The 19,935-nt window shown below is 45.0% G+C and carries 11 protein-coding genes; all 11 read left to right on the top strand.

What is annotated here, in order from left to right; genetic code table 11:
* Positions 1-35: 35 nt before the first annotated feature.
* Positions 36-686 carry a ribulose-phosphate 3-epimerase gene (gene rpe, locus DW640_RS08365; protein WP_022470924.1) on the top strand — a complete coding sequence of 217 codons (651 nt, stop codon included), beginning with the start codon at positions 36-38 and terminating at the stop codon, positions 684-686.
* 8 nt (positions 687-694) lie between these two features.
* Positions 695-2,797, top strand: a complete 2,103-nt coding sequence (locus DW640_RS08360; RefSeq protein WP_048696030.1) for a ComEC/Rec2 family competence protein — start codon at positions 695-697, stop codon at positions 2,795-2,797.
* 45 nt (positions 2,798-2,842) lie between these two features.
* Positions 2,843-3,880, top strand: a complete 1,038-nt coding sequence (locus tag DW640_RS08355; protein WP_008760868.1) for a bifunctional oligoribonuclease/PAP phosphatase NrnA — start codon at positions 2,843-2,845, stop codon at positions 3,878-3,880.
* A 118-nt stretch (positions 3,881-3,998) separates the two neighbouring features.
* Positions 3,999-4,643, top strand: coding sequence for a DUF4827 domain-containing protein (locus DW640_RS08350; protein WP_008760869.1), 645 nt, complete (start codon positions 3,999-4,001; stop codon positions 4,641-4,643).
* Between the two features lie 29 nt (positions 4,644-4,672).
* Positions 4,673-6,061 (top strand): phosphoglucosamine mutase, encoded by a 1,389-nt coding sequence (glmM, locus tag DW640_RS08345; protein ID WP_048694982.1) that lies wholly within the window; start codon positions 4,673-4,675, stop codon positions 6,059-6,061.
* 194 nt (positions 6,062-6,255) lie between these two features.
* The gene (locus DW640_RS08340) at positions 6,256-10,230 is read left to right on the top strand and encodes a two-component regulator propeller domain-containing protein (protein ID WP_048695110.1); all 3,975 of its coding nucleotides are present in this window, start codon (positions 6,256-6,258) and stop codon (positions 10,228-10,230) included.
* A gap of 296 nt (positions 10,231-10,526) precedes the next feature.
* A complete protein-coding gene (locus tag DW640_RS08335; RefSeq protein WP_008760872.1) occupies positions 10,527-13,670 on the top strand; it encodes a TonB-dependent receptor in 3,144 nt (1,047 codons plus the stop codon).
* A gap of 21 nt (positions 13,671-13,691) precedes the next feature.
* Positions 13,692-15,626, top strand: coding sequence for a RagB/SusD family nutrient uptake outer membrane protein (locus tag DW640_RS08330; RefSeq protein ID WP_016269470.1), 1,935 nt, complete (start codon positions 13,692-13,694; stop codon positions 15,624-15,626).
* 37 nt (positions 15,627-15,663) lie between these two features.
* Positions 15,664-17,019, top strand: a complete 1,356-nt coding sequence (locus DW640_RS08325; protein ID WP_008760873.1) for a basic secretory protein-like protein — start codon at positions 15,664-15,666, stop codon at positions 17,017-17,019.
* 24 nt (positions 17,020-17,043) lie between these two features.
* A complete protein-coding gene (locus tag DW640_RS08320; RefSeq protein WP_224200590.1) occupies positions 17,044-18,399 on the top strand; it encodes a hypothetical protein in 1,356 nt (451 codons plus the stop codon).
* 78 nt (positions 18,400-18,477) lie between these two features.
* Entirely contained in the window at positions 18,478-19,869 is a 1,392-nt protein-coding gene (locus DW640_RS08315; RefSeq protein WP_008764196.1) for an alpha-L-fucosidase, read from the top strand.
* The last annotated feature ends 66 nt before the right edge of the window (positions 19,870-19,935 follow it).

Raw genomic sequence — 19,935 nt, 5'->3', positions numbered from 1 at the left:
GGTCAAGCTAACTTAGAACTTAAAACAATAGAATGATGAAACCGATTATTTCTCCTTCCATCCTTTCTGCCGACTTTGGTTATCTGGCGAGAGATATTGAAATGATAAACCGCAGCGAAGCGGAGTGGGTACATATTGATATAATGGATGGAGTATTTGTTCCTAATATTTCATTCGGCTTCCCGGTGTTGAAGTATGTAGCAAAGTTGACGGACAAACCGTTGGATGTACATCTGATGATAGTCAATCCGGAGAAGTTTATCCCTGAAGTGAAAGCGTTGGGCGCACATACGATGAATGTTCACTATGAGGCTTGTACGCATCTTCATCGGGTGATTCAGCAAATCAAAGAAGCTGGAATGCAGCCGGCAGTGACAATCAATCCGGCAACTCCTGTTGCTTTATTGCAGGATATCATTCAGGATGTGTATATGGTACTTATCATGAGTGTGAATCCGGGTTTTGGCGGGCAGAAGTTCATTGAGCATTCTGTAGAGAAAGTCCGTGAATTGCGTGCTTTAATAGAACGGACCGGTTCAAAAGCATTGATTGAAGTGGATGGAGGTGTGAATTTGGAAACGGGTGCCCGACTGGTGGAAGCAGGAGCGGATGTGCTGGTAGCCGGCAATGCTGTCTTCGGAGCACCGGACCCGGAAGAGATGATCCGCCAGTTACACAAGTTGTAACGGACACATTGAATACTGCCTCTTTACATCAGTATCCTTATATACGCCTGATTATCCCGTGGATAGCAGGCGTTTTTTGTGGAGATTGCTTCTTTGATCAATCGACGGAACTGTTTTGGAGTATTCTGAACTTTGGTCTCTTTGCCGGACTGTGCATTGCCCTCTATTTTCTGAAACGGCGTTCACTTCGGTGGTGTTTTGGAATATCTGTCTTTGTGCTTTGTTTCGCAGGCGGGTGGCTAGGCATTACTTGTCAATTAAAACAAACGGTATATGACTTTCCGGAGAAGGAAGCGGTTTATCGGGTACGACTAACGGATACTCCGGAGACTAAAGAACGGACGTTGCTCTGTAGGGTATTGCTTAAAGAGCTGCGAGATTCGTCAGGGGTATGTCCGATAGGGCGAAAGGCTATTCTTTATTTGCAGAAAGATTCATTGTTTACTTTATTGAAACTGGGGGATAAACAATTAAAGATAGGAGATGAACTGCTGGTATCTGCCCGCATTGCTCCACCCGCTAACGGAGGAAACTTTGATGAGTTTGACTATGCCCGCTATTTGATGCGTCATGGCATTAGTGGAACGGGGTACGTAGCATCCGGGAAATGGGCGTTATGGTCACCATCTATCAGGTATACTGCGATGTTTTGTCAGGAAAAGGTGATAAACCTTTATCGGAAGCTGGGATTTGAAGGAGATGAACTGGCTGTGCTTTCAGCGTTGACCGTGGGTGAGAAGACCGATTTAAGTGACTCTATCCGTGAAAGTTATTCAGTATCCGGTGCCAGTCATGTCTTGGCTCTATCCGGCCTGCATATAGGGCTTTTGTATGCTTTGCTTTTCCTCCTTTTGAAACCTCTAGCAAGGAAGTGGCAGGCAGGGCGATATTTCCGTTCCGTTCTGCTCCTTGTTTTATTATGGTCTTTTGCCTTTTTTACCGGTCTGTCACCGTCTGTCGTCCGTTCGGTAAGTATGTTCTCGGTTTTGGCAATAGCGGAACTGTTCGGACGCCAATCATTGACTCTGAATACACTGGCTGCTACCGCATGGGTAATGCTGTTGGTCAATCCGGCTTGGTTGTTCGATGTTGGTTTTCAATTATCTTTTCTAGCTGTACTTTCTATTTTGATGATTCAGAAACCGGTCTATCAGTTGTTGCCTGTGAAGAGCAGGATAGGAAAATATGTTTGGGGATTGATGAGTGTATCGATAGCTGCGCAAATAGGAACTGCTCCGCTTGTAATGCTGTATTTCTCCCGTTTCTCCACTCATTTTCTGCTGACTAATTTAGTAGTCATACCTTTGGTGACTGTAACTTTGTATGCTGCCGTTCTTATGCTTCTTCTGACTCCACTGCCTGCCGTTCAGTTTGTTATGGCGGGAGCAGTCAGATTCCTGTTGAAAGTGTTGAATGATTTTGTCCGGTGGGTTGAGCAACTTCCTTATGCTTCCTTGGATGGTATCTGGCTTTATCGTCTGGAGGTGTTGGGCATCTACATTTTCTTGTTGCTTTTTCTTTATTATTTGAAGACCCGAAGGTTCAGGAATCTTGTTGTTTGCTTTTCCTGCCTGTTGTGTCTGGGCATTTATCACACGGTCATGCGCTGGTATGACCGTCCTTGTCCGAGCCTTGTATTTTACAATGTCCGTGGTTGTCCGGCGATTCATTGTATTGCTGAGGATGGGACTTCTTGGCTGAACTATGCCGATACCCTTTCTGATAAGCGCCGTTTGCAGGCTGTAGCGGCTAATTATTGGAGACGTCATCAACTTCTGCCTCCAATAGAAGTAACGGCTGATTGTCAGAACGTTGACTTCTGTCGTCATCAGCAGATTGTATTTTATCATGGCTACCGTATTTGTATGGTGACCGATAATCGATGGCGGAACAAATCTGCCGCTTCACCGTTATTTATTAATTATATGTACTTATGCAAAGGCTATAACGGTCGTCTGGAAGAACTTACCGGACTCTTTTCTCCATCTTGTATCCTGTTGGATGCTTCCCTTTCCGATGATCGCAAACAGTTCTTCCGGGAGGAATGTAAGAGACTGCATCTGCATTTTATCACTCTGTCTGAAGAAGGTTCTGTGCGGTTTTTGCTCTAAGTACGAAGAATTATCGTACATTTGCAACTCGAAAAAGAATATGGTATGTTGACTAAAGTAATAGAACAGGCAAAAATCGACCACTTTACCAAGTGGTTTGAGCGCGCTGACAAAATAGTAATCGTTTCTCACGTGTCGCCCGACGGCGATGCTATCGGCTCTTCACTGGGGCTTTATCACTTCCTGGATTCACAGGAGAAGACAGTAAATGTAATTGTTCCTAACGCTTTCCCCGATTTCCTCCGCTGGATGCCGGGCAGCAAGGATATCCTTTTGTATGACCGCTATAAGGACTTTGCGGACAAATTGATTGCCGAAGCTGATGTGATTTGCTGTCTGGACTTTAATGCCTTAAAGCGTATTGATGAGATGGCGGATGCCGTGGCAGCTTCTCCGGCACGCAAAGTGATGATCGACCATCATCTTTATCCCGAAGAATTCTGTAAGATTACCATGTCTTATCCTAAGATATCTTCCACTTCCGAACTGATATTCCGTCTGATTTGTCGTATGGGCTACTTCAGTGATATTTCAAAGGAAGGAGCAGAATGTATCTATACCGGTATGATGACGGATACAGGTGGCTTTACCTACAATTCCAACAATCGCGAGATTTATTTTATCATCAGCGAACTCCTTTCCAAAGGGATTGATAAAGATGATATCTACCGTAAAGTATACAATACATATTCAGAGAGCCGCCTGCGTCTGATGGGGTATGTGTTGTCAAATATGGTGGTTTACTCAGATTACAATGCCGCATTGATATCGCTGACAAAGGAAGAACAAAGTAAGTTTGACTATATAAAAGGTGACAGCGAAGGGTTTGTGAATATTCCCCTTACCATTAAGAACGTATGTTTCTCCTGTTTCTTGCGGGAAGATACGGAAAAGCCAATGATTAAGATTTCGCTCCGTTCGGTCGGTACTTTCCCATGCAATCAGCTTGCAGCCGAATTTTTTAACGGAGGCGGTCATCTGAATGCTTCGGGCGGTGAATTTTTCGGAACGATAGAGGAGGCGAAAGCCGTTTTCGAACAGGCACTGGAGAAATATAAACCTTTGTTGACAGCCAAAAGCTAAGAATGGAAGGTTAAAAGTAGACAGAGAAAGGTTAAAAGTTACCAACTTTCAACTTTCCCCTTTCATCTTTCAATGAATTTGAGATACATTTGTGCAGAATATAGCTAAATAACAGATAATGAAGAAACTTGTATTTTTATTTCTCTCTTTGTTGGCAGCCGGAGGTATATTCCAGGCGTGCGACGATTCAAAGACTTACGCTGAAATGTTGGAGGACGAAAAGAATGCGGTGAATAAATTCATCAAAGATAAAAGAATCCAGATCATTTCACAGGACGAATTTGAGAAGAATGATACTGTCACCGATTTGATCCGGAACGAATACGTTGCCCTCTCCGATGGTGTATATATGCAGATTGTAGATCGTGGAAGTGCCGAGAACAAAACGGATACTTTCGCTAACAACAATGAAATCTGCGTCCGTTATATCGAAGAAGATATAATGACACGCGACACTACCTGTTTCAATGTCTTCCTCGAAGAGTGGGGAGATGCAAATCAGCTTTACACGAATCCCGCTGTATTCCGTTATGTAGCCGAAGGCAGCTATGTGTACGGTACTTTCATACAAATGGACTATTACTGGGCAAGTTATTATCAGTCAACAGCAGTACCTGCAGGCTGGCTGCTTGCACTACCTTTTGTGCGCAACTACGCTCACGTACGTTTGATCGTTCCTTCCAAGGTAGGACATTCATCAGCACAACAATACGTCAATCCATACTATTATGATATTTGGACATTCAGCAAAGCACTGAATTAACCCCCATATAAATCTTAGTTAAAAGACCTATGACTCTAATCAAATCTATCTCTGGAATCCGCGGAACTATTGGCGGAGGAGCGGGTGAGGGACTAAATCCGCTTGACATTGTAAAATTCACCTCGGCTTATGCTACTTTGATTCGTAAGACCTGTAAGGCACAAAGCAACAAAATTGTAGTGGGACGCGACGCCCGCATCTCAGGTGAAATGGTAAAAAACGTAGTTGTCGGCACACTGATGGGAATGGGCTGGGATGTTGTAGACATCGATCTGGCTTCTACCCCGACTACCGAGCTGGCTGTGACGATGGAAGGCGCCTGTGGCGGTATCATCCTGACAGCTTCTCACAACCCCAAACAGTGGAACGCACTGAAACTACTCAATGAACATGGAGAATTCCTGAATGCGGAAGAAGGCAACGAAGTACTTCGTATTGCTGAGGCTGAGGAATTCGACTATGCCGATGTAGACCACTTGGGATCTTACCGCAAAGACCTGACTTATAATCAAAAACATATCGACAGCGTACTGGCTCTCGAACTGGTAGATGTGGAAGCTATCAAGAAAGCGAATTTCCGTGTAGCTATCGACTGTGTAAACTCTGTAGGAGGTATTATCCTTCCGGAACTCCTGGAACGTCTGGGTGTGAAACATGTAGAGAAACTCTATTGTGAACCTACCGGAAACTTCCAGCATAACCCCGAACCACTTGAAAAAAACCTGGGTGACATCATGAACCTGATGAAAGGTGGAAAAGCGGATGTTGCATTCGTTGTAGACCCGGATGTTGACCGTCTGGCTATGATCTGCGAGAACGGTGTCATGTACGGTGAAGAATATACATTGGTTACTGTAGCCGATTATGTATTGAAGCATACTCCGGGCAATACGGTTTCTAATCTGAGTTCTACCCGTGCTTTGCGTGATGTAACCCGCAAATACGGTATGGAATATAGCGCCTCTGCTGTAGGAGAAGTAAATGTAGTCACCAAGATGAAAGCAACTAATGCTGTAATTGGTGGTGAAGGAAACGGTGGAGTGATCTATCCTGCCAGCCATTACGGACGTGACGCCTTGGTAGGTATCGCTTTATTCCTCAGCCATCTGGCTCACGAAGGAAAGAAGGTGAGCGAGCTTCGTGCTACTTATCCTCCTTATTTCATTGCCAAGAACCGGGTAGACCTGACACCGGAAATCGATGTGGATGCTATCCTGGCTAAAGTAAAGGAAATCTATAAGAACGAAGAAATCAATGACATCGACGGTGTGAAGATAGACTTTGCTGATAAGTGGGTGCACCTGCGCAAGAGCAACACGGAAGCGATCATCCGTGTGTACAGCGAGGCTTCGACTATGGAAGCTGCTGAAGAGATCGGTCAGAAGATTATGGATGTAATCAATGAACTAGCCAAGTAACAGCACAATTTGTTTTAAGCATAATAAAGAGAGGGAGGACTAATAAACGAGTCCTCCCTTTTTTCATGTCTTTCTGAGATACCTATTTGTTAATGTGAGGTTTGTAACCGCTGAAGGCGAAAAAAACTTTTGGTAATTTGCTACCGAAAATATACCTTTGTGCATATTATTATCTGATTACTTTCCAAAATGCTATGAGAATACGCCTGATTCTAGTTTTTATCACATTGATTTGTCCATTGATTAGCATAGCTGACAATGTAAAGGATGCCTATCTTTTCCAAAAGGTGGACTACCAGCAGGGATTGTCCAATAGCGCTGTACTTTGTCTTTTTCAGGATAATGAGGGATTGATGTGGTTTGGTACCTATGATGGGGTAAATTGTTACGATGGGAAAAGTATGGAAGTGTTTCGTTCAGACTTTTCGGAACAAAAGACGCTGAGCAATAACATTATTCATTCTATTCAGCAGGCAGACAGCAGTTGCTTATGGATAACTACACATTTGGGAGCCAATCGTTTTTCGAAGGATTCACGGCAGGTAATCTGCAATTACGAATTTGACACTGATTTCGTGATTCATTCCAACCATGCAGGTAATACATGGGCGTTGAGTTATGACTGGATTGCCTATTACAATACCCACCATCGCCGTTTTGTGCGGATTCCGATGCCCGATATTAAAATGCTGAAAGTAGATGTTCGCGCGTTTGTTACCGACGAAGGTGAATTATACCTTTTCCCTTATGAAAGCGGTGACCTGTATCGTTTCTCTTTAAACTCTTTCGATCAGGATACCTTGTCTACGCGTCTCACTACTACTCCCTCACATTTTCACTCCAAGCAGATACAGTATGTCTGCTATCAGAATGGTGTATTCTGTTTCTATGATTCGGATTATGATCTTTTTGTGTATGATATATCAAGAAAGTCTAAGATTTACATCCGTAACATTGGTGAGATGGTTCATAAATATGGGCAAATAACGGGAATTGTACCTTTCTATGAGGATATTGTTATCGCATTCCAGACGAATGGTCTGATTCGCTTGCGTCTTTCTCAAAAGTATGCAGAGGAGATTATCGATCAGAATATGCGTATCTATGGTATTTATAATGACTCCCGGCAAGGGGTACTGTGGGTAGGAACCGACGGGCAAGGAGCCATTATGTATTCCAAGAAGTATTCTATTGCCACTAATCTGATGTTAAACAGTTTCTCACCTAATTTGACCCGTCAGGTAAGGTCGATAATGACCGACAAATACGGGGGACTTTGGTTTGGAACAAAGGGAGACGGGCTGCTGCATGTGAAAAACTATCGGGACGGGGTACACGCATCCAACACAGAGGTTTACTCGCTGGATAAAAAGCAGAATGCGATGTCGTATGTCAAGCAGAACAGGGAATTTCAGGTATACTCCATGTTGGAGAGCCGTTATAGGAATGGATTCTGGGTTGGAACCGGCTCTTCGGGCTTGTGCTATTATTCTTTTGATAATGGAAAGTTGCATGAACTTTCAAATAGGGAAACAGGAACTGGAGGAGAAGTGGCAGAAGTGCATTCCATCTTTGAGGAAAGTGACAGTGTCCTTTATCTGGCGACTTCGGGTAAAGGTTTTTATAAAGTAATAGTAGATAACAGTAAGCAGGACGTTCAAATCAAATCGTGGAAGAATTATCGTTTTTACCATGAGCAACAAGAGCTTAACCTCTTTTATAGTATGGTGCCACAAGGAGATTCCCTGTTGTGGCTGGGAAGCAGGCAAAAGGGATTGATACGTTTTGACCGGAAAACGGAAGAGTATCAGATCTATTCCCTGAATGAGATTCTGCATAAATCTGTTGACGATATTCTCTGTTTGCACTGGCATGGAGAGCAATTGTATGTGGGCACTACCTCCGGCTTGGTGCGCGTTACTTTTAAAGAACGCAAACTGGAAGCGGATTATATCGGTCGTGAACAAGGGTTGCTTAATGACATGATTCATAGTATTCTGGAAGATGCCAACGGGCTGCTGTGGCTGGGTACGAATCGCGGACTGATCAAATTCAATCCGGAAAATTCATTTTCTCATGCCTATTATTACAGCGGAGGCATTCAGATAGGAGAGTTTAGCGATGATGCATATTACCGTTGTCCATATACCGGTTGTCTTTTCTTCGGAGGAATCGACGGATTGCTCTACCTTGATAAGAAGGTGTCGGCAGCACCGGAATATTATCCGGAAATATTATTGCGTAAGCTGATCATAGAAAAGACATTTGTCAATTTGCAAGACCATTATTTGCCGGACAGGAAAGGGCTGCGGATGCAGGGAGCCAATCTTTCGTTTTCTTTATTCTTTGTTGTACCTGATTATGCCAGTGGTGGCGATGTGGAATACTCGTATATGCTCGAAGGTTATGATAAGGACTGGGGAGCTTTCAGCAGTGTGAATGAAGCATCCTATTTCAGCGTCCCGTCCGGAGATTATCTGTTTAAGGTTCGCTATAAGAAAGATGTGTTTGCTACAGAATACAAGACCTTCACGATTCCCGTACACATTCTGCCCCCTTGGTATCGCACAGTGTATGCGTACATTGTTTATATACTATTGGGTATCGTATTGGTAATGTATGTGATTCATCTTTTCCGCAAGTATTTTCGTCATGAACGGATGATGAAGAAACTGCTGGAGTCGGAAAATCGAAATATATCTCTGGCGGCGGATAGTTATCAGGCGCGTGAGGTGCTCAATACTTGTACTCTCATTTATCAGGCTTGTGATCAGCTAAACGACAAGAATATCTCCTCTGAAGGACATGCAGAGAAAATAGGTCAGATTCGTGAATCCGTGATGTCCTTGCTCTTTGGGTGTGGGTTGGGTGATGAATGTTTCCGTTTGTTGTCGTCGCTGCATTTTTCGGTTTCGGGGCGTTTGTCTCTTTTGAAGATGGCGGAAGAGGTGCTTCAAGTACTTGAAAAAGAAGGCCATGATGTCTCTTCGATACAGTTAGACATTCCGGAAAATTTCACTTATCCCGCCTATAAGAATGCGTTACGTTGTATCCTTTATTTCAGTTACCTTTATATTTCCAGTTGTAAGACAGAGAAGGTATCGGTGACGGTGACAGAAGAAGCAGGTTGTATGATGCTGACATTTGTTTCTCCGGATGAAACAGTGAAAGGATTGAAGGATGTATTGTCCGGAGAAGAACTCTTGTCTATCAGGGCGAAAGATTCGGATGATATGTTCAGGATACGGACCATGCAACGTTTCGTGTTTTCTGCATTGAAGCAGCAGAATAGTGTGATGCGCTATATAACCCCTGTAGGGCAGGATAATCAGTTGACTATCACATTTGATCCGGTTGTTGTGGCAGAGCAGAATGAAGTGAGAAAAACAGTTTTGTTGTTGGAAGACAGGGAAGAGATCGTCTGGTTGATCAGTGCGTTACTTTCCGATGAGTATGAAGTCCGTTCAGTGCGGAGTGTGCAGTTGGCATTTGACGAGATGCATAAGTCCGCACCGACTTTATTTCTGGTGGATATGCTTATGTATGCCGATGCGGAAAGTACTTTTATAAAGTATGTCAATAAGAATCGTTCTATGTTGTCGAGGACAGCGTTTATTCCGATGTTGACATGGAAAGTCAGTGCGTCTATGCAGCGGGAGTTGATTCTATGGGCAGATTCTTATATTGTTCTTCCTTATGATATACCATTCCTGAAAGAAACGATCCATAAAGTGATTTATGGCAAGCGGGAAGCCAGACAGATTTATATGGAAGACCTGGAAGGCTGGGCAGATTCTATTGTTTGTACCACTACGGAGCAGGCGGATTTTGTCAGGAAGTTCTTGCAGGTCATGGAGCAGAATCTGGATCGTGAAGATTTGGGCTCCACGTTTGTGGCAGAACAAATGTTGATGAGTTCCCGTCAGTTCTACCGGAAGTTTAAGGAGATTTCGGGTATGTCACCCAGCGATTTGATTAAAGATTACCGGATGGAGAAGGCCGCCCGTTTGTTGCAGAACGAGGAACTGTCTATTCAGGATGTAATTTCCGATGTAGGTATATCCAGTCGTGCTTACTTCTACAAAGAGTTTACCCGTAAGTTTGGCGTAACTCCTAAGGTATATAGAGAGAAGCTTTTAGGGAATGACACTCATAAAAATCAGGAGTGAACAGCCAGGAAGCGGTCTGGTATTAGTTGCCAAGAAATAAATTCCCATGCTGATCTGTGCTGCTTTTTAAGGTTGGTCTCCTTTGTACTCTCTTTTGTTTTCCATTATTTATTATTCTGATATATAGGGTATTATCCAGTACTCTATTTTACCATCTGTACTTTAAACAGACATTTTTTCTCTTCTCTGTTTTTTGGCGCACAGGAGTATCTCATTTCTTTGGTTATTCCTTTAATTTGCGTCAACGTATTAAACGTATTTGGTAACCTTATTATTATTAATTAAAAACAAGTAGTATGAATTTGTTTGGAATGAAAAAACATCGCATCAGGTCATTATGGCTACTGCTATTGTTACTTACGTGTAGTGTAACAGTATGGGCGCAAGGAAGTTCCGTCACAGGCCGTGTCTCTGATGAAAAAGGAGAACTGCTCATAGGGGTGAGTGTTCAGGAAAAAGGTACAACGAATGGTACCATTACCGATATGAATGGTCAGTATACCTTGAAGCTTTCAACAGGGAATCCTATTCTGCTCATATCTTATATAGGATATAAGCCGCAAGAGGTAAAGGTAGCAAAGCAAAAAATCGTAGATGTCGTTTTGGTGGAAGATGTGTCGTCACTGGATGAAGTGGTAGTAGTGGGTTACGGCAATCAGCGTAAAGTATCCGTGGTAGGCGCTCAGTCTACGATGGATGTGAAAGACATTAAGATGCCTGCTGCAAGTCTGTCTTCTGCTATTTCCGGACGCATTGCCGGGGTGGTTGCCGTTCAGCGTAGCGGCGAACCCGGTCACGATGAATCGGATATCTGGATTCGTGGTTTATCTTCCTTGCTCGGACAGAGTTCCAGTCCCCTTGTGCTCGTTGATGGGGTAGAACGTAGTTTCAACAATATCGACCCTGAAGATATCGAATCGTTTACAGTGCTGAAAGACGCTTCCGCAACTGCAGTATATGGTGTACGTGGTGCCAACGGAGTCGTGATTGTGAAAACCAAACCCGGTAAAGTAGGCAAACCGCAGTTTAGTGTGGACTATTACGAAAGTTTTACCCGCCTGACCAAGAAAGTAGATATGGCAGATGCCTACACTTACATGGATGCACGCAACGAGGCGCAGATGAATACAAGCGGTACACTTAAATATTCGGCTGCTTATATTGAAGCGACAAAGAAGGCCAACGGTTTATTGCCGAATGACAATCCCCGATTGTATAATCCTTACCTGTATCCGGCCATCGACTGGGCAGATAACCTGTTCAATGACTGGGGACACAACCGTCGCGGGAATATTAATATCCGTGGTGGTGTACCTAATGCAAACTATTATGCTTCATTGAGTTACTACGGAGAAACCGGTATGACCCGCAACTTCAAGCTGGAGAACTACAATACTCAGATGAAGTATGACCGTTATAACTTCACCTCCAACCTGAATCTGAAGCCGACTTCCAAGACGACGGTTGATCTGGGTTTTTCCGGTTATCTGGGACAGGGACACTATCCGCAGAGCAGCACCAGTTCGCTGTACGCAGCCTGTATGGATGTGAATCCGGTTATTTATCCTTTGTTGCTGCCCAACGGTACCGTGTCCGGTATCAACTCACAGCAAAAGTTCAACCCTTACGGTCTGCTGGCTCGCGGAGGTTATTATGATGAATTTTCCAGCCAGTTAAATTCTAATATCCGCGTGAAGCAGGACTTGGATTTCTGGAAGTGGAGCAAAGGACTTTCCGCTTCTGCCATGGTAGCTTTCGATACTTACAATTCACGTAAGAGAAAGTATAACCGGAATGAACCGATGTACACCTTTGCCGGTAAAACGGATGAAAACGGAATCTGGATAGAAGACACCTTGTTTGATGAAGAAACAGGCGATTACCTCTACTCGGTGCTGAAAGAAGCGGATGGTAGCCTGTCACTTCAGACACCGGAGCAATGGAGCAGCCGCACGGTGTATACAGAAGCATCCTTGAACTATGATCGTAGTTTCGGTGCTCATCGGGTAGGAGGTCTGTTGCTTTACAATCAGAAAGTATATTGGGATTTGAATGCGACGGATGTCATTGGCGGTATGCCTTACAAGCAACGCGGTTTTGCCGGACGTGCTACTTATTCATGGAACGACCGTTACTTCGCAGAATTCAATCTCGGTATCAATGGTTCGGAGAACTTCAGTCCGGGCAAGCGTTATGGTGTCTTCCCTGCTTTTGGTCTGGGATGGGCAGTCTCCAATGAATCTTTCTGGAATCCGGTCCGCAAATACATTTCCTTCCTCAAATTCCGCTATACGGACGGATGGGTCGGCAGTGATACCGCAACAGGCAGACGCTTCATGTATCAGGGGGTGTTCACCGGTCTGACAGGAACCATGTTCGGAACCAATTATACAAGTGCCAACGGTTATGGAGAAGAAAAGTATGGTGTGAATGTCACTTGGTCTAAATCCAGAAAGCAAGACTTGGGTATCGATATCAAGTTCCTGAATGATAATCTGTCCTTTGTAGTCGACTTTTTCAAGGAACGTCGCGACAACATCTTCCTGCAACGCAGTACAATCCCCAGCTACGCCGGATGGATCGAAAACCCTTATGCTAATCTGGGTGTCGTAGAAAATAAAGGTATAGAGCTGGCGATGGACTATACACAACGGCTGGGTAAGAAGACATTCCTTACGGTACGTGGCAATCTGACTTTCAATAAAGACAAGATTATAGAGAACGACGAACCGCCGGTAGACTATCCTTGGATGGAGACACGCGGTACGAATGTAAATGCGACTTGGGGATTCATAGCCGATGGGCTCTTTACCAGTCAGGCGGAGATTGAAGACCATGCTACCCAGTTCGGGACAGTACATGTAGGCGATATCAAATACCGTGACTTGAACGGAGACGGGGTGATCGACAACTATGACAAGACCGTCATCGGACGCGGTGATGTCCCCAGAATCTATTACGGATTCGGTGCTGACCTACAGATCGGAGACTTTTCTATCAGCGCCCTGTTTCAGGGAACCGGACAGGCCGACCGCTATCTGGACGGCATTTGTATCAAGCCTTTCTGGGATGACGAAGGCCGTGACAATGTCTTTGCCAACATCCACGACCGCTGGAGTCCCGACGATCCGACCAATCAAGATGTGTTCTATCCGCGCATGTATGTCGGCAGTGACGCCAACACGAATAATGTTCAGAAAAGTTCGTGGTGGGTGAAAGACGTCAGCTTCCTGCGTCTGAAGCAACTGAACATATCCTATAATATACCGAAAAAGCTGCTGGACAGATGTTTCCTCAAAAGTGCAAGCGTCTACCTCATGGGTACGAATCTGCTTACCTTCTCTAACTTCAAGCTGTGGGATCCGGAGCTGAACTCAAGTAATGGAACAGCTTATCCGAATGTATCCAGCTATTCGGTCGGAGTCAAGTTTAGTTTTTAACCCTAAAGTCAAATAATCGTTATGAAGAATAGAATAAAACAATACCTGTTGGCTGCATCGATGTGTGTCGGACTGACTGCTTGCAGTGATTTCTTTGAACCGATTCCCGGTGTGCAGTTTGGACTGGACGAAACGTTTGCCTCCAAGCAAAGGACGGAAGAATATCTGAACAATGTATACAGCTACGTGCGTGAAGTGACAGATGCCATTCATCCGAACACCTACGGAGGTATCTTTACGGAAGCATCGTTGGACGGAGCAAACCGCTGGAACAAAACGTATGCGGAATGGACCAACGGCTCCTTTAACTCCGCTTCAGCTCAGGCAAGTGAATACTTTTCAAAGTACTATCAGGCAATAGCCAAAGCAAGTACGTTCATCCAGAACGTAGATAAATGTACAGAAGCCGCCGCCTCTACACGTGGAAAGTGGAAATCGGAAGCACGTGCATTGCGGGCATACTATTATTTTGAATTGCTGCGCCTTTACGGTCCCATTCCGTTGATTGGCGAAGATCCCATTCCTTTGGACGCTTCCTTGGAAGAACTGATTAAAGAACGTAATTCGGTAGATGAATGCGTAAACTTCATTGCTACGGAATTGCAGAGCGCCATTGATTCCGGCGATTTGCTCCAGAGAGCCGGAAAGGCAAACCTGGGACGTATGGATGTCGCCACTTGTATGGCACTCAAGGCAAAGCTGTACCTCTATTGGGCAAGTCCGCTTTTCAACGGAAATACGGATCAGGCGTCAGTCAAGAATAAAGACGGCAAACAACTTTTCCCTCAGACCGAAGATAACTCCAAATGGGCTCAGGCACGCGATGCATATGAACGGTTTATGACCTTCGCAACCGGACAGGGATACAAGCTGACCGAGGTCTATACGAATGGAAAACTAGACCCTTATGCTTCGTGCAGGGCTGCGGGCGAGTTTTTCACCACAACCTGGGAAGCTGTTGATGAACTGATTTTTGTGAAACTGAGAGATTTGTACGACTATACCTACTGGGTATGCCCTAAGTTTACCGACTTCCAGGATACCGATGTGACTGGCGGCGGTGGCTATTATACAACACAGGAAACGGTAGACCTGTTCTTTACGAAAGACGGACTGACCATCGAAGAAGATCCCGGCTATGACAAATTCGAGGGCATACCGAGCGCCAACAACTTCACATCCGGAAGATATTATGACCCCAATAACCCTTCCCGTCTTTACTTTGACGCCGATAAGTCCAAAGTGCTGAAACAGTGGAAAGACCGTGAACCGCGCTTTTATGTGAATATTACCTATAGCGGCTCTATCTGGCTGAACGAAGGTAAGTACAATGAGGAAATGCGCACAGACTTCACCAACGGTGCAAACGGAACCTGCGGCAAGTCCAAAGCCTCCGGCGACTGTCCGGATTCGGGATACTTGATCCGTCGGGGTGCGAAAGCTTCTAACAACAACGGCTCGAAACACTTCTCTCCGGTACTTCGTCTGGCAGATATGTATTTGGGATATGCCGAAGCACTTTGTATGTGCAGCGATCTCGACAATGCCCTGACTTATCTGAATAAAATCCGTGTCCGTGCAGGCATCCCCGAATATACATTTACCGCAACAGCCGGCAAAATAACCTGTCCGAAGACACAGACCGATCTGCTGAACCGTATCCGCCGCGAACGTTTGGTTGAACTAGTCTTCGAATGGAACCGCTATTTCGATGTGCGTCGCTGGAAAGTGGCGGAAGGACAGAATGATCCCGAACATTGGATCTATCCGGCATATCACACCGGAGGCGAAGGAGGCAAAGTATACGGTATGAATATGGACAAGGATTATCCGGCATTCTTCGAAAGGACCTCTTTTGAGACTCGTGTAGCATTTACGAAAAAGCAATATTTCATGCCGATACCTTATGATGACCTCCGTCGTATCCCGTCACTGGTACAAAACTTAGGATGGTAATACGATATTCGAACAATAACGCTTAAACAAGAAGATTATGAAACATTGGAAAGATATAGCTTTCGGGTTGTTTGTCTCACTGACACTGGCTGCCTGCTACGGTGAGGAAGACAGCTTCGCAACTCCTGACATCTATAAAGATTATCAGCCTGTACTGAAAGACGGGAATACCGTAGCCGGATATGCGGCTGCCCCTCTCAAAGAGGCGAAATATGATGAGGTGCTGAATGAACTTTACCTCACGTGGGACGGCAGTAACTCTGGCTGGGAAAAGAGAGATGAATATGTGGGAGTGGAAGTAGAATTCAACTCCCTGCTCTCCGGCAAAAAGATAAAGCGCGTCATGATCCCGAATGTCGGTGATTTTGGCAACCTGACTGTGAAAAGGCGGGATTATGGCAACGAGCCGACCACTCTGCGTCTGAGTAAATATCGTACAGTAGTGGTTACAGACCGTTACGGTGTAGAGGAACTTCGTTTCCGTTCTATCTACAAAGATGCCGACGGTGCCCGGCAGACAAGTGACTGGACGAATCTGAGCGATCAGGCGGATAAGTATGAACTTCAAGTGGATATGAACTATGCTGCCTGGCAGTATTTTAAAACCAGCCAGGCGACACAAGTTCAGATTTCCTTTGAGAGTGATTCGGAGATACGTCCCGTTTCTGCATTGTATAATCTGATAGGTAACGGAGATGAGGCTGCTACTCAGGAAGAGTTCCGGAAATGGTATTATATGGATTGTGCGGCTATGTCATTCGACCCCTATAATCTGGCTTTCGACCCTTACAGCAAACTGCGTGTCTTTATCAAGAAAGACCAGACCGGAGGAGCGTATGCGATAGATTACCCCACCCATAACGAAGGAAGAGGTATTGTTTATCCGGCTTCGGAAAGCAATCCGAACGATGCGTGGTGGAAACTGCCGGACATGCAGCATGTGTTTATGCACGAGATGGGACACTGCGTGCAGTGGATGCCCAAACAAGGAAAATATATCATGGAAGGTGTGCAGGATTGTGACCGGCAGGGATATCAGGAAGGATGGCCGGACGCTGTGAAAGTAGCGAGCAAAGGATATATTCTGGCTACGCAAAAAGAAGAATATCAGGCTGCTATCGCCAAGTCTTACCGGAATCCGCAGAGTGATAAATACTTTGTCTGGCAGGTTGACTATAATACTTCCGGTGCTTTTATGAGTTGGCTGCGTCTTTATAATGGCGACTTCGTACGTATGTTGCCGTGGACGGTGCTGATGGACGAACTGACCAACCAGTGGAGCCTGGAGGATGCGGTGAAGTATATCCTGAAGGAGAGCTACCCGGACCTTACGATGGAAGAACTCTGGAACGAATACAAGACAGAGGTGGAAGTGTTCCTGCAAAATAACTAATAGAGCAACCTTTAAAAAACAACTATGATGAAGAAAGTATTATTTGCATTAGCTGTGCTGTGCACGAGCTTTTGGAGTTGCAATACCTTGGATTTGAATGACGTGGGCTACGGAGATGGTGACCGTCTGAAGGCTTCCTCCGTTAAAGAAATATTGTATGGCACAGCTGATGGCTGTTGGAAAGCTGACTATCAGGGGCACGAGTTTTACTTCCAGTTTCATGAAGACGGAACAGTGACACTGGATTCGGACTTTCTGGAGATGGCGGTAGAAGGAAAAACATCATTCTCTGCCAAAGGCAAGGAAGTGGCACTGGATATTGAGAATTGCGATGTCCATCTGCAAAACCTGGGTAGTGAATTTGCAGATACCAAGTTTGTCGTATCAGAGATTCCGGCAGAAGGAGAGGCGCCACAACTGAACTTATACGGTGAATCTACCGGCAATACCATTGAACTGCAGCCGACTACACAGGCATACATCGATGGTAAAGTTGCTTCAAAAGCGGACTTTACCGAACTCTTTGAGAAAAACTTATTGGATAATCAGTCCATCTGTGACGCTTCCGGCAATTTTATCGGTTATTATGGCTTGGTACTGAATGGTGTCAATGATCTTTCTGTCAAGGTAATAACGATTGAAAACAAGGATGGAAGCGATGCGAACGGCCATACGCAATATTATGAATCTAAACTGACGAAAGAAGGGCAAATCTTCAAACTGGACACGCCGGTAGAACAGATTAAATCGGTGAACGGAGCCACTTATGCCTTCAAAGCCATTGATTGCACCGGTGATGCGGTGGCGGTAGACGGTATGTCAAATGTAACCCTGACCTCCAACAAGGGAGCGGTCAATGACTTCGACTATGTGACTTCCGGAGGAAAATTCACACTCGGAAAAGCGCAGGATCATGGTGCCGCTTGCGATGAAATATGGGCGGGAACAGGCGGACAGGCTACAAGCTCCGGTGGAACAATCGCCGATATAAATGCCATGAGCTATGATTTCGGATGGAGTGGAAGCGCGAAGCAAAGACCGCTCGTTATCTGGACATGGTGGTTTGCAAACCTCGCTTTCCCGAGCAGTGAAGAAGGAGCAAGCATCCTGATGAATAATTCCGATAAAGACCGTGTCTTGTTTAAGAACATATCCGGCAGCGGACAGACTTGCGGCGGCGGTACTCTTAACGCGACTGAAGTAGCTGAGATAAATGCCTACTGTAAAGACCTGATAGATACCTGGTTCAATGAGAAAGGGCTTTTTGTTGTTCGTCACGACCGTCAGAGTGCAGGAGATAAATTCTACATCTATCTTTTGTGTCCCGATACGGAAGCCACTTCGAAAGGTGGAATGTGGATGAAGTATCAGAGAGACTGAGAATGAATGTGAATAAGATAGTATAAGCTAATGATGCTAACGTACTTAACTAATTAATAATTAATAAATGAATAGATGATGAAAAGACTGTTTTTACTGATGATCCTGGGTGTAACTTCGGTGTTATGCCTGAATGCTCAAACTAAGTCGTTGCACCAGCTGCAACAGGAATTCGTTGATTTACGCTGTGGTATGTTCATTCATTTCAACATGCCGACCTTCTTTAATGAGGACTGGCCGGACCCGGATGCTGCTCCCGAGCTTTTCAACCCTGTCAGGATGGACTGCAAACAATGGGCAAAAGCGGCAAAATCAGCCAACATGACCTACGGATGTCTGACAACGAAACATCATAGCGGTTTCTGTATATGGGATACTAAAACGACCGATTATAGTGTAATGAGCAGCCCGTTCAAACGTGACGTGGTAAAAGAATATGCCGACGCATTCCGTGCCGAAGGGATGAAAGTGATGCTCTATTATTCGATCCTCGATACGCATGCCCGGCTGCGTCCCAAGTGTATAACTCCGCAGCATATCGAAATGATCAAGGAGCAACTTCGCGAACTGTTGACCAACTATGGTGAAATAACAGCTTTGATCATTGACGGTTGGGATGCCCCGTGGTCACGTATCTCTTACGATGACGTACCTTTTGAAGATATTTATCGTCTGGTCAAATCAATCCAGCCCAACTGTCTGGTGATGGATTTGAATGCAGCGAAATATCCTGCCGAGGCTTTGTTTTACACGGACATCAAGTCTTACGAACAAGGAGCCGGACAGCATATCTCGAAAGATACCAACCGTCTGCCTGCCTTGTCTTGCCTGCCGTTACAGCAGAACTGGTTCTGGAAAGAAAGTTTCCCGACTACCCCTGTGAAGTCTCCGGCACAAATGGTCAATGATAATATCATCCCGATGGGCAAATCCTACTGTAACTTTATCCTGAACGTAGCTCCCAACAGAGACGGCTTGATGGATGCCAACGCCTTGAAAGCTCTGAAGGAAATAGGTAAACTGTGGAAGAACGACGGTCGTGTAGCAACGGTTCCCGAAGCGGATGCTCCTATTATATCTTCCAACATTGCCAAATATCAGCCTGCCGAAGGTACATGGAGCAGTGACTATGCTATCATGGACTTTGCCAATGACGATGATTTCGGGACCTGCTGGAATTCTAATCCTGAAGTGAAAGTGCCCTGGTATTCGGTTACTTTTGAGCGCGAGAAATCTTTCAATATGGTGGTTATTACGGATCGTAACAATGACCGTTTGCAGGAATACCGTCTGGAATACCGTGCGGGTGGTACATGGAAACCCCTTTACGAAGGTAAGGCTCCTACCGGTCTGCGTGTGAAAATCCACCGTTTCGATACGGTTTGGGGAGATGCGGTACGAATGACTGTCTTAAACTCTAATGGTACTACCTCCATTGCAGAGTTCGGGGTATATTGTGAGAGAAGATGATGAATTTATCTTAGAGTTAAATCATTGATTTTATATAGAATCACCATCAGGTAAAGTCGTGTTTTT

Source organism: Bacteroides sp. AM23-12 (genome assembly GCF_003434395.1).
Taxonomy (GTDB): domain Bacteria; phylum Bacteroidota; class Bacteroidia; order Bacteroidales; family Bacteroidaceae; genus Bacteroides; species Bacteroides thetaiotaomicron.
This window is presented reverse-complemented; position numbering and strand designations above follow the sequence as displayed.